Origin of the sequence: Streptomyces sp. 11x1 (assembly GCF_032598905.1) — a bacterium.
GTDB lineage: Bacteria > Actinomycetota > Actinomycetes > Streptomycetales > Streptomycetaceae > Streptomyces.
Map to the genome: position 1 here is coordinate 10,183,702 of NZ_CP122458.1, position 15,239 is coordinate 10,198,940.

At 72.7% G+C, this 15,239-nt stretch carries 12 protein-coding genes; 10 read left to right on the top strand and 2 right to left on the bottom strand.

Going from position 1 to position 15,239, the window contains the following annotated elements:
* Positions 1–88: 88 nt before the first annotated feature.
* On the top strand, positions 89–448 hold the full coding sequence (locus P8T65_RS44830; RefSeq protein ID WP_033526294.1) for a metalloregulator ArsR/SmtB family transcription factor: 360 nt from the start codon (positions 89–91) through the stop codon (positions 446–448).
* A gap of 96 nt (positions 449–544) precedes the next feature.
* Entirely contained in the window at positions 545–1,450 is a 906-nt protein-coding gene (locus P8T65_RS44835) for an endonuclease/exonuclease/phosphatase family protein (RefSeq protein ID WP_316731167.1), read from the top strand.
* Here P8T65_RS44835 and P8T65_RS44840 read toward each other — a convergent pair.
* Both P8T65_RS44840 and P8T65_RS44845 read right to left on the bottom strand, forming a co-directional pair.
* The gene (locus tag P8T65_RS44840) at positions 1,437–3,542 is read right to left on the bottom strand and encodes a family 43 glycosylhydrolase (protein ID WP_316731168.1); all 2,106 of its coding nucleotides are present in this window, start codon (positions 3,540–3,542) and stop codon (positions 1,437–1,439) included. The two genes, P8T65_RS44835 and P8T65_RS44840, sit on opposite strands and share 14 nt — an antisense overlap.
* Positions 3,543–3,685: 143 nt before the next feature.
* Positions 3,686–4,531 (bottom strand): (2Fe-2S)-binding protein, encoded by an 846-nt coding sequence (locus P8T65_RS44845; protein ID WP_316731169.1) that lies wholly within the window; start codon positions 4,529–4,531, stop codon positions 3,686–3,688.
* A 188-nt stretch (positions 4,532–4,719) separates the two neighbouring features.
* On the opposite strand from P8T65_RS44845, the gene P8T65_RS44850 reads away from it, so the two are divergent.
* From P8T65_RS44850 to P8T65_RS44885, 8 genes are all read left to right on the top strand, one after another.
* A complete protein-coding gene (locus tag P8T65_RS44850) occupies positions 4,720–5,769 on the top strand; it encodes an iron ABC transporter permease (protein WP_316731170.1) in 1,050 nt (349 codons plus the stop codon).
* Positions 5,766–6,806: an iron ABC transporter permease gene (locus P8T65_RS44855; protein WP_316731171.1), complete on the top strand. Its 1,041-nt coding sequence runs from the start codon at positions 5,766–5,768 to the stop codon at positions 6,804–6,806. The genes P8T65_RS44850 and P8T65_RS44855 overlap by 4 nt, the downstream gene beginning before the upstream one ends.
* Positions 6,807–7,180: 374 nt before the next feature.
* The gene (locus tag P8T65_RS44860) at positions 7,181–8,002 is read left to right on the top strand and encodes an ABC transporter ATP-binding protein (protein WP_316731172.1); all 822 of its coding nucleotides are present in this window, start codon (positions 7,181–7,183) and stop codon (positions 8,000–8,002) included.
* Between the two features lie 94 nt (positions 8,003–8,096).
* Positions 8,097–9,113 carry an iron-siderophore ABC transporter substrate-binding protein gene (locus P8T65_RS44865; protein WP_316731173.1) on the top strand — a complete coding sequence of 339 codons (1,017 nt, stop codon included), beginning with the start codon at positions 8,097–8,099 and terminating at the stop codon, positions 9,111–9,113.
* Between the two features lie 88 nt (positions 9,114–9,201).
* The gene (locus tag P8T65_RS44870; RefSeq protein WP_316731174.1) at positions 9,202–10,401 is read left to right on the top strand and encodes an ATP-grasp domain-containing protein; all 1,200 of its coding nucleotides are present in this window, start codon (positions 9,202–9,204) and stop codon (positions 10,399–10,401) included.
* Between the two features lie 59 nt (positions 10,402–10,460).
* A complete protein-coding gene (locus tag P8T65_RS44875) occupies positions 10,461–12,227 on the top strand; it encodes an IucA/IucC family protein (protein WP_316731934.1) in 1,767 nt (588 codons plus the stop codon).
* Complete coding sequence (locus tag P8T65_RS44880; protein WP_316731175.1) at positions 12,224–13,417, top strand: MFS transporter; 1,194 nt, start codon at positions 12,224–12,226, stop codon at positions 13,415–13,417. The genes P8T65_RS44875 and P8T65_RS44880 overlap by 4 nt, the downstream gene beginning before the upstream one ends.
* Positions 13,418–15,205, top strand: a complete 1,788-nt coding sequence (locus tag P8T65_RS44885; protein WP_316731176.1) for an IucA/IucC family protein — start codon at positions 13,418–13,420, stop codon at positions 15,203–15,205.
* The last annotated feature ends 34 nt before the right edge of the window (positions 15,206–15,239 follow it).

Consider the following 15,239-nt stretch of genomic DNA (forward strand, 5'->3'; position numbering starts at 1 on the left):
CGGGGAACCGCGCGACCAGCCCCCACGAACCCGCACCCAATGGCCGACCCCCCCCCCGCACCCCGAGCGGAGCGCCTAGGCTGGGCGCATGCCTGAACGCCATGCCGTGTCACCTGCGTCCGGTGCGCATCTGCGCGCCCCCGACAGCGCACGGCTCACCGAGGCGACCGGAGTGTTCGCGATGCTCTCCGACGTCACCCGGCTGCATCTGCTGTGGCTGCTCGCGCAGGGCGAGTCGGACGTCGGCTCACTGGCCGACCGCTGCGAGGCGTCCCGCACGGCCGTCAGCCAGCATCTGGCGAAGCTGCGGCTGGCCGGGCTCGTGGACACCCGCCGCGAAGGCCGTCACATCTACTACAGCCTCGCCGACGGGCACCTCAAGCGCCTGGTCGTGGAGGCGCTCAGCCACGCCGACCACCGGGTCAGCGGCCAGGCCCCGCACGACTGAGGACGGCCCATGACCGCCGGACATCCACCGTCCCCTCCGCCGACCCCTCCGCCGTCTCCTGTCCGTGTGCGGCCGGACCGCCCCGGTGCCGGACGGGTGAGCGCCGTGGTGGCCGGGCTGGCGGCCGGGCTCGTGCTGTTCCCCGGCCTGGCCCCCAACTCCGTGGGCCGGCTGGGCAGTCTGCTGGAGGCGTTCCTGCCCTGGCTCGGCCTGGTGGTCGTGGTCCTGCTCGGCGTGGGGCTGCTGCGCCGCTCGGCCGTCACGCTGCTGGCGCTTCTGCTTCCGGCGGCGGCCTGGACGTACACATTCGGCGGTCTGCTGCTGCCCGGCGCGCCGCCCGGGGCGCGGGATCTCGTCGTGGTGCAGCACAACGTGAGCGACGAGAACACCGACCCTGCGGGTACGGCCCGCGCCCTGGCCGCGGCCGGGCCCGACCTCATCGCGCTGGAGGAACTGGTGCCCTCGGCACTTCCGGTCTACGAGAGGGCGCTCGCCCGGGAGTACCCGCACCACGCGGTCCGCGGCACCGTCGGACTCTGGTCGCGGCATCCGCTCACCGGGACCCGCCCGCTGGACATCAAGCCCGAGGGGATCGGGGAGGACTGGCGCCGCGGGCTCAGGACCTCGGCCCGTACGCCGCACGGCGACATCGCGGTGTACGTCGCCCACCTGCCGTCCGTACGCCTCGGGGCGGGCGGACTCGTGTCGCACCGGCGTGACGAGAGTGCCGGCCTGCTGGGCCGGGCCGTCGCCGCCGAGACACGCGACCCGGTGGTCCTCCTAGGCGACCTCAACGGCACGGTCGACGACCGCGGTCTGGCACCGCTCACCACACGGATGAACGTGGCGGAGCGCGGCTTCGCGTTCAGCTACCCTGCCGGTCTCCCGCTCACCCGGATCGACCAGGTCATGGCCCGCTCGGCGACCGTCGCCGACATCCGCGCCCTGCCCGCCACCGGCAGTGACCACCTGCCCGTCGCCGCCCGGATCACTCTGGACTGACCACCGGCCCGATGGACTCCAGCGTCGGCACGACCTCCTCGATCGAGCCGTCCGCCGCGAACACCAGCCGGTCCAGGGTGGATTCACGGCGGACGCCGTCACCGCGCGGGGTGCCGGGGCCCGGGATCGCGAACCGGTGGTAGCAGATGAACCAGTCGTCCGTGCCGGGGACGTTCACGACCGTGTGATGGCCGGTCGCGAGGATCCCGTGCTCCGGGCGCTTGCGCAGGATCACGCCCTTCTCGGTCCACGGGCCGAGCGGGGTGGGGCCGGTGGCGTAGGCGACGCGATAGTCGTCGCTGCGGGTGTCGTCCTCCGACCACATGTAGTAGTACACGCCTCGCCGTTTGAGGACGAAGGCGCCCTCGCGGAAGTCCTTGGGCGTGAACCGCCTTACCCGCGCCGGGTCGAAGGAGACCATGTCCTCGTCGAGCGGGACGCCGTACGCCTCGCTGTTGCCCCAGTAGAGATACGCGGTGCCGTCGTCGTCCGTGAAGACGGCCGGGTCGATCATCTGCCCCGCGTAGTCGTCGCGCCCGATGAGCGGCCGGCCCAGGGCGTCCCGGAAGGGGCCGGTGGGACTGTCGGCGACGGCGACACCGATCTGCTGGTCGGCGCAGAAGTAGAAGTAGTAGGACCCGTTGCGTTCCCCGGCGGCCGGGGCCCAGGCGTGGCGCTCCGCCCAGCTCACGTCCGACTCCAGGTCGAGGACCACGCCGTGGTTCTCCCAGGTGACCAGGTCGTCGGAGGAGAACACCTCGAACCGGGTGCCACCCCAGCCCTCGAAGCCGTCCGTCGTCGGATAGATGAAGTAACGGCCGTGGAACTCCTGGATGTTGGGGTCGGCGTACAGCCCCGGCAGCAGGGGGCTGCGCATGGGCACCGCCTCGACCGTCCAGGTGCGCGCGGTGCCGTCGGCCGCTTTGACGGTGTAGCTCTGCGGGGTGCGGAAATCGCGCTCGGTGCCCGATGGCGGGTCGATCCGGCAATCCGCCGCCAGGTTGAACTCCGGTGCGAGACGGGCGAGTTCGGTGCCCGGGTGCAGAGGCAGGACGACCTTCGACGCGGTGTCGTCGACGAGCGCGTACGCCTTCAGGCCGTCCGGCACGGTGGCGTCGACCACGGACGCCGGCGGCGCGTACCCGGCGAGGAGCCGCTCGTACTCGGCCCGCGTCACGGGCAGCACGGAGCCGTGCCGCGCGCCGGGCGGCAGCGCGAACTCCTCGCAGGGCGTCCACTCCCCGGAGTCCAGGTCGGTGGTCTCGAAGGGTACGTAGCCGCGTCCGCTGAACTCGTCGACGAACAGGTACCACGTGCGGTCGTCCGTGTTCGACCTGAAGACGATCGGTCCCTCGCCCTGCTCCACGGCCCTGTGACCGATGCGGTCGGCCACGAAGTCGTACGCGGTGTCGCGCAGCCCCGTCGACTTCTCCGCGGTGATGAACTTGCCGCCGGGCGCGGCGGGGGAGTGGGCTCGCTCGTCCTTGGTGAAGCGGTAGTAGGTGCCGTCGTGCCGGACGACGGTCGAGTCGATGACCGAGTGGCCGGGGTCGTTCCACAGGCGGGGCTCGCTGAAGACACGGAAGTCACGGGTGGTCGCGTACAGCATCCTGTTGTGGGTGTCGGCGGTGTGGTCCGGGTCGTCCTGCGCGTACAGCTTCGACGCCCAGAAGACGACGAACGCGCCGAGCTCCGGGGCGTGGACGGCCTCGGGCGCCCAGACGTTGCCGGCCGTGTCGGGGGCGACGCGCACCAGTCGGCGGTCGGTCCAGCTCACCAGATCCGTGCTCTCCCAGATCATGAGCGCGGTGCTTCCGGTGCGCTGCACCCGGTCCCAGTCGCCGTGCGGCTCCCCGTGCATCCTGAGGTCGGTGGCGATCAGGTAGAACCGGTCGCCCTCCGGGGCGCGCACCAGGAACGGGTCGCGCAGCCCGCCCGTCCCGAGGTCCGAGGTCAGCACCGGCGCCCCGCCGTTCAACTCACGCCAGCGCAGCGGGTCGTCGCCCCGGCTGAGCGCGAACCTGATCCGCTCGCCGTCCGGGCTGCCCTCGCCGGTGAAGTAGACGAAGACGTAACCGGCGTACTCCTGCAAACCGACCTCCAGCGCTGCGACCTTTTGGCATGTCCTGTGGGAAAGCCCGTCGAAGAGTGTTGCTATCTGCGCCGAGCGGCGTCAATCGGCTCAGGGGCCCGGGGAGGCAGCGAAAGTTTCGACTTGAGGGCCTTCCCGTGCGGTCAGCCTTCCAGTCGGCGCAGCCGTTCCGCGTCACAGGTGCGCGGGCAGGTGGAGCAGGCCTCGGCCGGGCGGATCGTGTAGTAGAGGCAGCAGCCCAGACGGGTACGGGTCGGGTGCTCGCGACCGTCGCTCGTGCGCAGGGAACGGAAGTCCGCGCCGCCGGGGAAGGGCGCCTGGGCGCCGGGCAGGACGGCGGAGGCGGCCCGGACGCCGGCGGCCTCGTCGCCGCGCGTCCGCCCGAGGTACCAGAGGCCGGAGACCAGGTCGTCGGAGACCAGCCCCCACAGCGCGCGCGAGCCCCGCCGGACGTACGGGCCGAGCGCCTCCAGCACCGGACCCATGTGGTCCGCCACAGCGGTCCTCAACTCGGCGCGCAGCGCCTCCTGATGGGCGGCGACCCGGGCGCCGGGGAGGAGTGCGGCCGGGTCGCCCGGGAGGCAGCCGAGCTCGGTTCCCGGGGTGACTTCGAAGGCGCCCGCGGCGAGGTCGACGCGTATGTCGCCGGGGGCGACCCGGGGCACACGCCGCTCCAGGAACCACACTCCGCTCATTAACAGGCCCACCGACCAGGCGTATTCGTGCAGAGCGCGGGAGGCGGCGACGTGCCGGGGCGCGGTGTGGTCGTGGCGCTCCCGGATACGGGCGGCCTCCGCCTCCACGAAGGCCTCGACGCCCTCCTGACCGTCCATCAGGCCGACGGTGCGGGCGGGTGACGGACCCGGTTCGGCGATCCGTACGGACAGCGCCTCGCACATCGCGTCCAGGTGGCGGTAGGCGGCGGTGAGGAATACCGGGACGGGCGTGGCGGTGTCGGCCTGGGTGGTTTCCAGGTGTGCCACGGTCATCGGTAACTCCAGAGCGTGAAGGGTTTGGCAGGAGAGGTAGGTAAGGCTTACCTTAGCCGCAAGATCGCGTGGTGCCGACCCGATGGGGTGTGGAGGAGTCGTGTGCGTCGTTGACCAGCGAAGTCGCCGGCCGGTTGATCAAGGGCGTTATGGATCACAGTGAACCCACAGCCGTTGAAAACTAAAGCATGCCTAACCTAAGCTCACGTTTCGTGACTGCGACCGAACGGGCCGCGCCGACCGGCGTGCCCCCGCGTGCCCTGAGGCACCTGACCCTGCTCCTCGGTGGAATCGGCGCGCTGACGCTGTGCGCCGCGCTGAGCCTCGCCCTCGGAACCCGCTCCGTCCCCCTGCCCACGGTGCTCGACGCGCTGTCGGGGCACGCGGAGGGCCGGGACGCCCTGGTGGTGACGGGACTTCGGCTGCCGCGCACGATCATCGGCCTGGCGGTCGGCGCCGCCCTCGGAGTCGCGGGCGCCGTGGCCCAGGGCATCACCCGCAACCCGCTCGCCTCCCCGACCACTTTGGGCATCAACGCGGGCGCGGGCTTCGCGGTCGTCGTCGCCATCTTCGCGCTGAAACTCACCGACCCCGTCGAGTACGTGTGGTTCGCGTTCGCCGGAGCCGCCGCGGCCGCCGTCCTCGCCCAAGCGCTGGCCCGCCGCGCCGGGAACATCGACCCGGTACGGCTCGCCCTCGGTGGCACGGTGCTCCAACTGGTGCTGCTGTCCTGGACGTCGGCCGTCATGCTGGCCAGTCAGCGCACCCTCGACGAGGCCCGCTTCTGGCTGGCGGGCTCCCTCGCGGGACGCCAACTCGACACGCTCTGGCCGGTGTTGCCGTTGCTCCTTCTCGGCCTCCTGCTCGCCGGGGCCGTCGCGCCCGCCCTCAACGCCCTCGCCCTGGGCGACGACTCGGCACAGGCGCTCGGCGTACCCGTCACCCGTGTCCGACTCGCCGGCGGCCTAGCGGTCGTCCTGCTCGCCGGATCCGCCGTCGCCGTGGCCGGCCCGGTCGCGTTCATCGGACTTGCCGCGCCCCACCTCGTCCGCCCGCTCCTCGGCGGCGACCACTGCCTGCTCGTCCCCGGCTGCCTCCTCGTCGGCCCGCTGCTCCTCCTCACCGCCGACATTCTCGGCCGCCTGGTCATCCGCCCCGCCGAACTGGAGGTCGGGATTGTCACCGCGTTCCTCGGTGCGCCCCTGCTGGCCCTGCTCGCCCGGAAGGCCGCCCGATGACACTGACGTACAAGGCGGCCGTGCGACGCGGCACGCACCGCCCGCCCGGCCGGGCCCGCCTCCTCGCCTACGGCGCGACCGGCCTCCTCGCCCTGCTCGCGCTGGTCACGATCGCCGTCTCCACGGGGGAGATGGACATGCCCGCCTCCGTGGCGCTCCGCGCGCTGGCCGGGTTCGGCGATCCGGGCGATGTGCTGGTGGTGCGGGAGTTCCGGGCGCCGCGTGCCGTCGCCGCCGTGGTGGCCGGTGCCGGACTGGGAGCGGCGGGCTGCGTCCTGCAACGGCTGTTCCGCAACCCCCTCGCCTCCCCGGACGTGATGGGGGTGACCGGCGGGGCCTCGCTCGGCGCGGTCGCCCTGCTTGCCGCCGGTGCCTCCCAACTGCTCATCCCCGTCGGCGCGTTGGCCGGTGGACTGCTGGCCGCGCTGCTGCTCGGGGTGTTCGCCTGGGGCTCCGGGTTCGCCGTTACCCGGCTCGTCCTCACCGGCCTCGCCGTCCAGGCGGGCCTGGCCGCCGCGGTCAACCTCCTGATCGTCCGCTTCCCCGCCGAACTCGCGGGCTCGGCGCTCCAGTGGACGACCGGATCGGTGTACGGCCGCACCTGGACGGAGGTCTGGGGCGCGGGCGCCGCCGTGCTGCTCGCCCTGGCCGTCGCGCTGGTCACCCACCGCCGTCTCGCCGTGCTCGACCTGGGGGACGACTCGGCGGGGGCGCTCGGCCTCGACACGTCCGCCGCGCGCCTCCAACTGCTGCTCGTGGCCGTCACGTTGGCTTCGCTGGCGGCGGCCCTGGCCGGGCCGGTCACCTTCGTCGCCCTCGCCGTCCCGCACATCGTCCGTCTCCTCACCGGCCCACCCATGGCGGCGACGCTCGCCCTGGCGGCCCTCACCGGGGCGGTTCTGCTGCTCGCCGCCGACCTCGTGGTCCAGCATCTGCTCCCGGTGGAGGGCCTGCCGGTCGGGGCCGCGACGGCGACGTTGGGGGCACCGTGGTTGCTGGTGCTGATGTTCCGTCAGAGTGCGGCGGTGCGGGGGTGAGGGGGCGGCCACGGGGTGCGTTGTCGGGTGCGGGCCCGGTGGGGGCCGACCGCGCAGTTCCCCGCGCCCCTGAAAAGCAGGGGCTACGCCCCGTGCTTTTCACCCCGCGCTACGGCTGTCTTTCGGGTCGGCACGGGGGCTGCCTTTCGGGCTGGCCCGACCGCCGTCTTTGGGGCCGGCGCGACCTTCGCCTGTCGGGCCCGCGTGACCGTGGTCTTTCAGGCCGGCAAGGGCCTGGCCTTTTAGGGGCGCGGGGAACTGCGCGAGAAGCCCCACCGGACCCGCACCCGACAACGCACCGACCATCACCCGTACCCGCACCCGCACTCGTACTCCGCGTACTGCACAACGACCCGCTCGCCCCAGGAGCCCACATGCCCCCCACCAACGAACTCCGCATCCGGCGCCTCGACCTGCGCTACGGCGACCGGCTCGTGGTCGGCGGGCTCGACCTGACACTGCCCGGCGGCGCCGTGACTGCGATCGTGGGCCCCAACGCCTGTGGTAAATCAACCCTGTTGCGAGGCATCAGCCGACTGCTCGCCCCCGCCGCCGGCACAGTCACCCTAGACGGCTCCGACATCCACCGCATGTCCGCCCGCGACCTGGCCCTACGGATGGGCCTGCTGCCGCAACAGCCTGTCACCCCCGAGGCGATCACCGTCGAGGCACTCGTACGGCTCGGCCGCTACCCGCACCAGCGCCTGCTCAGCCCCTGGTCGACCGCAGACCAGCGCGCCGTCGACGAGGCACTGGACCGCACCGGCACGACGGTGCTGCGCGACCACCCCGTCGACAGACTCTCCGGCGGCCAACGCCAACGAGCCTGGATCGCACTGGCGTTGGCGCAGGACACCGACCTGCTCCTGCTCGACGAACCGACCACCTTCCTCGATCTCCGGCACCAGCTCGACGTCCTCGACCTGGTCGCCGCCCTGCACGCCGAGGCCGGCCGCACCGTGGTGATGGTGCTGCACGACCTCGGACAGGCCGCCCGTTACGCCGACCACATGGTCGTGCTCAAGGACGGGCGCCTCGCCGCCGCCGGCCCACCGGCCGACGTGCTCGACGCGGACCTGGTCAAGTCCGTGTTCGACGTGGACTGCCGGGTCATTCCCGACCCGGAGACCGGAACCCCGCTGGTCGTCCCGAAGAGCGGCGCGACACGCCGCAGCACCGCGCCCGTCACCACCTGACCGCTCATCAACTCACCCACCCAACCCGTTCACCCTCACCCCTTCACCCGTTGACCTGTTCATCCATCTGCTGATCAAGAAAGACAACGCCCTCATGCTCAAGCGATCACCCCTGCGCGGATTCGGCGGCCCCACCGCCGCACTGCTCACCGTCGTCTTCGGCACGGGCCTCCTCGCCGCCTGCGGCGACTCCGACACGACGAAGGCGGACGACGCCGCCCAGGCCGGTGCGGACAGCGCCGCCTTCCCCCGCACCCTCAAGACCGTGATGGGCGACGTCAAGATCCCGGCGCAGCCGAAGAAGGTCGTCGTCCTCGACACCGGTGAGCTCGACGACGTCACCCTGCTCGGCGTCGACCCGGTCGGCGCCGTCGCCCCGCACTTCAAGACGGAGGGCGGCTTCCCCACGTACCTGGAGGGCGACCTCAAGAACACCACGGACGTCGGACCGCTCCTGGAGCCGAACCTGGAGAAGATCGCCTCCCTGCGGCCCGACCTGATCCTGTCCTCCAAGGTCCGGCACGAGAAGGTCTACGACAAGCTCAGCGCCATCGCCCCGACGGTCTTCACCGAGACCACCGGCGGTGTCTGGAAGGAGAACCTCAAGGTCCACGCCGAGGCGCTGGGCCTGGAGGACGAGGCCGCCGCCAAGCTCAAGGAGTACGAGACGCGGGCCGAGGCGCTCGGCGAGGCGATCAAGAAGAAGGACGGCGCCCTGCCGACCGTCTCCGTGGTCCGCTTCGTCGCCGGCCCGACTCGGCTCTACGCCTCCAACTCCTACAGCGGTGTCGTCCTGAACGACGTCGGCTTCCGGCGCCCGAAGTCGCAGATCTCCGACGACCCGGCAGTCACCATGAAGGACGTCGGCCCGGAGGAGATCGACCAGGCCGACGCCGACCTGATCTTCGTCACCACCGCCGACAGCCCGGACAGGACCCAGCAGAAGCAGGTCACCTCCAACCCCGTCTGGAAGGACCTGCCCGCCGTCGAGGACGGCAAGGTCTTCGAGGTCCCGGACGAGACCTGGATGTCCGGCATCGGCGTCCAGGCCGCCGAGGAGATGCTCGCCGACATCGCGAAGGCAACCGGCGTCGAACTGCCGAAGCAGTAAGTCCCGCGGTACCCGGGGCGGGCCCCACCACGAGACGGGCCTGCCCCGCCCCACCCCCCACCTGCTAGCGGAAGCCGTGCACCACCCCATGCGCCTGTACCTGCTCGCCCTCAACCCCACCGACTCCGTCACCGAGGGCTTCCTGCCCGCCGCCGTACGGCTGGGCCTGGACGTCACCCTCCTCACCGACCAGCCCGACGCGCACCGCGCGGCCTACCCGGAGTATCAAGGGATCGAGATCCTCGACTGCGACGTACGGCACCACCGCTCCGTCATCTCCCGGATCTCCACCGGTCACCGCCCCGACGCGGTCTTCACCAACAGCGACCACCTCCAGACCCAGGCCGCCCTCGCCGCCCACTACTTCGACCTCCCCGGCAAGGACTGGCGGGCCGCGCTGCGCACCAAGGACAAGGGTGAGATGCGACGCCACCTCGCCGTGGCCGGTGTGGACAACGTGTGGTCCGCCGAGATCACCGCCCCGGCCGACCTCACCGCCCCCCTCGTCGCCGACGCCCCGTACCCGTGCGTCGTCAAGCCCCGCGAGGGCGTCGCCAGCGAGGACGTCGTGCTCGTCGACACCGCCGAGGACCTCGTGGCGCGCGGCAAGGAGATCCTGGCCCGCCGACCGGGCGGCACCCTGGTCGTCGAGGAGTACCTGCCCGGGGAGCTGTACACCCTGGAGACCCTCGGCGACGGTCGCGTCCGACACGTGCTCGGCGGCTTCCACACCGAGCTGTCCCCGCCGCCGTACTTCATCGAGGAGCGGCTCACCTTCGTCCCGGCTCATCCCGAACCGGTCGTCGCGCAGGTGCTCGCCCAACTCGACGCGCTGGGCGTCGGGTTCGGCGCCTGTCACACCGAGTTCGTCGTCCACGAGGGCCGGGCCCGCGTGATCGAGGTCAACTACCGTGCCATCGGCGACCAGTGCGACCTGCTGCTCGCCCAGCTCCTCGACCTCCCGCTGTTCGAGCACATCCTCCGCACCCACCTCGGCGAACCCCTCCCCGCCGACCTCGGCGGCGGGCGCGACGGCGCGGCGCGCCTGGAGTACCCCTGCGCCGACCGGGCCGGCACCCTCGTCGCCGCTCCCGCCGCGACCGACGTCACCGTCGACGGGGTGCGGCTGACGTACCGCCCGCTGCGCGCACTCGGCGAACACCACGCGCTCTACCGCACCAACCGCGACTACCTCGGCGTCCTCCGCGCCACCGGCACCGGTCAGCGGACCGTGGACCGGGTGGCGGCGGACTTCCTCGCCGCCCAGCGCTGGGAGATCCAGCCGTGACCGCGATCACTGCCATGACCGCATCGACCGCCATGACGGCCACTACCGCCCCGACCGGCATGACGGCTGCGACCGGCACGACGGCCGCGCCCGCCGTGGACGCCGCCGAAGCCGAACTGCTCACCCGGGTGCTCGGCGCCCTGCTCCGCGAGGACGTGGTCGGCCTGCGCACCCGCAGCACCCCCGTCGACCTCCCGGACGGGGCCTGGCTGCGCCTGCCCACCGCCGATGGCGACGACGCCCTCCTCCTCCCGGTCATCGAGGACGGCTTCCAGCACACCCACACCGCCCGACTGCCCCTCCTCGTCCGGGAGTCGGACGGCACACCCCTCCCCACCTGCGACACCGTCCTCGCCGCACTGCGCACCCTCGCCGACCCCCTCGACCGCGACGGCTTCGACGCCTTCGCCGAGGAGTGCCGCCAGACCCTCGTCACGATGCGGCTGCACGAGGCGACGGCGGACGAGATCGCCGAGGGGCTCACCGACCTCTACGGCGCCGACCTCGCCGACTGGACGGGGCTGCGCGGCGGCCTGGCCTACGAGACGCTCGCGGCCCGCCTCGACCACCCGGTCTACCCGACCGCACGCGGCCGCGCCGGACTCGACGAGGAGCAACTGCGCCACTACGCGCCCGAGTTCCACCCGACCTTCGCGCTCCAATGGCTCGCCGTGCCCAAGGAGGCCCTCACCGTCACCGGGGACCTCCCGGACGGCTGGCCCACCCCCTCCGGGCTCGGGCTCGCGGACCTCGACCACACCCATGTCACCCTGCCCGTCCACCCGCTGACCGTCGGCGCGCCCCTGGACGCGGCACTGCGCGAGGCGAGGCTCGCGGACCGGGCCGTACTCGCCGACCGGGCGTACCTGCCGGTCGTCCCCACCCTGTCGATGCGCACGGTCGCACCCGCCGCCGCACCCTCACTGCACCTCAAACTTCCCCTGGCCACCGCCACGTTGGGCCTGCGCAACAAGCGGTCCATCAAGCCCGGGACCCTTGTCGACGGTGCCGCCGGACAGCGGCTGCTCGCGGCGGTGACCGACCGCGAGCCCCGCTTCCGGGGCCGGGTGCTGCATGCCGACGAGACGGTGTACGCGCACGCCGGACACGAACTCCTCGCCGTCCTGTGCCGCCGTTACCCGACGGACCTCGACGACTGTGCCGTCGTGCCCATGGCCGCCCTGCTCGCCCAGGCCCCCGGCGGCCGACTGGCCCTCGACCACCTCGCCGACCGCTACCACGGCGGTGACCCGACCGCACTGCTCGACGCCGTGCTCACCCTGCTGTTCGACTGGCAGACCACGCTCTTCGGCTACGGCATCGCCCTGGAATCGCACCAGCAGAACGTCTCCCTCGTGTTCGGCCCCGGCCCCGGCGACCTGCGGCTGCTGCTGAAGGACAACGACGGGCCCCGCGTCAACCTCGCCCGCCTGAGCGCCAAGCTCGGTGCGCATCCCGCGAGGTGGGGATTCGACGACGCCCGCACCTTCACCACCGACGACCGCGCCGTGGCCGACCTCTTCACCACCATCACCGTCCATCTGTGCGCCGGCGCCTACGCGTTCGGCCTGGCCCGCCACGGCCGCGCCCCGCTGCCCGAGCTGCTGCGCCTCGTTGGGGACCGCCTCACCGAGGCCGTCGACCGCCTCGGCGGCGACGCGGCGGCCGTCCTGCGCGAGCGGGTGCTGAACGCCCCCGAGCTGCCGGTGAAGGCGATGGTGACCGCCGGGACGCTGCTCAGCAAGGAACGGTCGGGCGCCGCCGACATCAACAAGCACTACACCACCGGGCCCAACTACCTTCTGGGACAGGGGAGTCCGGTATGACAGTCGAGGCGCTCGGGGTGTCGCGCCCCGCGTTCGGCCGCCGGCAGGCGCACGCCGTGGCCGCCTGCTACTTCGTGGCGTCGTTCGCCGCGCTGGGGCTGCCGCCGTACTTCACCGAGATACTGCCGGGCCTGGGCGACCGCGCGGCCCGCTGGGCGGGTGTGCTGTACGTCGTGCCCACCGTGTTCAGCGCGCTCGCGGCACCCCTGTGGGGGCGGCTCGCCGACCGCTTCGGGCGAAAACGGCTGCTGCTGCGGGCCCAGCTGGGCCTCGCCGTCTCCTTCCTGCTGGCGGGCTGGGCCGACTCGCTCACCATGTTCACGGTCGCGCTGGTGCTCCAGGGCATCCTGGGCGGCACGTTCGCCGCCTCCAACGGCTATCTGGGCGCCGCCCTGGACGGCCCGCGACTGTCGAGGGCGCTGACCCTGATGCAGGGCAGCGCGCGGGCCGCACTCGTCTTCGCGCCGATCTTCGTCGGCGCGCTGTCACCGTGGCTGGCCCCGCACCGCCAGTACGCGTTCCTCGCCCTGCTCCCGCTCGCCGCCGCCCTGCTGCTCGCCGCGCTGCCCGAACCGGCCGAGGCCGAGGAGCCGGCGGAGCGCGAGCCGGAGGCCGCAGACCCCGCCCCGAGGGCCGCACTGCGCCGGCTCTACGCCCTGGAGTTCGCCTTCGTGTTCTCCACGGTGATCTCCTTCCCCTATCTCATCTCCCTCGTCGAGGAACGCCTTCCCGGCGCCTCCGCCGCCCTCTCCGGCCTGCTCTTCGCCCTGCCGCACCTCTGCTACCTGCTCACGGCCCTGACCGTGCACCGGGTGATCCACGCCCGCCCCCGGCACGGCATCGACCTCGGCTTCGCGCTGATCGCCCTCGGCCTGGCCGGACACGGCGTCGCCGACAGCCTGCCGGCCCTCGTCGCCGTACGGATGCTCCTCGGCGCCGGCCTCACCCTCGGCATGGTCGGTCTGTCGGTCCTGGCCGCCGACTGCGCCCGGGGCCGCGCTCCCGGCGGGATGTTCGGCTCCCTGGAGTTCTTCTCCAAGGCCGGCGCCGTCGCCGCCGGAGTGACCGCCGCCGTGGGCAGCGCCCGGTTCGGGCCCGCCGCCCCGGTGCTCATAGGCGGCGGCATGGCCGCCCTCACCGTCCTCGCGACCCTCCTGCCCCCACATCCGCGTACCCGCTGGAGCCACTAGATGCCCCCGCCCACCGACTCGCTCGGTACCACTCAGCTCCCCACCGCCGACGAGGCCGTGGCCCAGACCCTCCCCACCGCCGACGACGCCGTGGCCCACACCCTCCTCAACTGCCTGCTGCGCGAGGTCTCCGGCCCGGAACACCAGACCGCCGTCATCGACGGCCACCTCCTGCTGCGCCTGCCCCGCCGCGGCCTGCTTCTCCGGGTCGCCCTGCGCCGCAGGTCCCTGCTGGGCGCCCACCGTTTCACCGGCCCCGTCCAGGAACAGTCCGACACCGGCTGGACCGCACTCGCCTGGCGCCGCCTCGCCGAATACGCCCATGACGAACTGTCCCTGCGGACCGGCGTCCGCAACGACGAGTTCCTGGACCAGATCGACTCCAGCCACCGCACCGTCGCCACCGCACTCGCGGGCCGCGAGACCGGCGAGCGCACCGGGACCCGTGGGGCCGACGCGCCGGGCCCGCACCCTGCCTCCTCCCACGGGCTCCCGGACTATCTCGCCTCCGAGCAGTCCCTGTTCTTCGGCCACCGCTTCCACCCCACCCCCAAGGCCCGCACGGGCGACGCGGACGCCTGGCGGTCCTACGCCCCCGAGGCCGGCGCCTCCTTCCCGTTGCGCCACCTCGCCGTCCGCGACCATCTGATCGCCGAGGAGACCGCCGAGGCAGGCGCCACCGCCGTGCTCGACCGAGAACGCGGCGACGTCCCCGACGGCTACCGACTGCTGCCCGCCCACCCCTGGCAGTACGCGATGCTCCGCGAACACCGGCTACTGCGGGAGGTGTTGGGTCGCGGCGACATCCTCGACCTGGGGCCCGGCGGTCGGGAGTACGCGGCCACCGCCTCCGTCCGCACCCTCTTCGACGGCGACACCTTCCTGAAGTTCAGCCTCAACGTCCGCATCACCAACTGCCTGCGCAAGAACGCCAGTTACGAACTCTCTGGCGCCGTCGCGCTCACCCGTGTGCTGGCGCCCGCCCTCACCGACCTGGAGACCCGCTTCCCCGGCAGCGCGATGCTCCGCGAACCCGCCTACCGCAGCCTCGCCGTCCCCGGCCCCGACGGCACCCCCGACCGGGCCCTCCTCGAAGGCTTCGGCGTCATCGTCCGCGAGGGCCTCTCCCGGCGGCTGCTGCCCGGCACGACCCCGCTGCTCGCGGCCGCCGTCGCCGACGAGTACCCCACCAGCGCCGCGCACGTCTCCCGCCTCCTCGGCGGAGCCGGTCCGCGGACCGCGCTGCGCTGGTGGCAGGCGTATCTGCGCCTCCTCGTCCCGCCTGTGCTCTCCGCCTACTTCGACCACGGCCTGGTCCTGGAACCCCACCTCCAGAACGTCCTGATCTGCGTCGACGGCGACGGGCTGCCCGCCCAGGTCCTCTTCCGCGACCTGGAGGGCACCAAGCTCGTCCCCGACCACCACGCCGACACCCTCGCCGCGCTCCCGCCGGAGGTCGCGGGACCGATGTCGTACGACGCCCGGCGGGGCTGGGACCGTGTCGTGTACTGCCTGCTCGTCAATCACGTCGCCGAACTGCTCGCCGCGCTCGCCGATCTGCATCCCGAGAGCGAGGCCGATCTATGGGCCGCGGTCCGGGACACGCTGCGGGACTACGCCGACGAGGAGGGCTGCCCGCCCCGCCTCGCCGCCCTCCTGGCGGGGGTCCCGCTCCCCGCCAAGACCAACCTCCTCACCCGCTGGGAACGCAAGGCCGACCGCGAGGCCGGTTACGTCCGTCTCCCCTCCCCGCTCGCCGAGGACGTCCTGCGCTGGATCCCCCGGTGAACCACGAAGCCCGGACGAGCCACCGGCGCGTCCT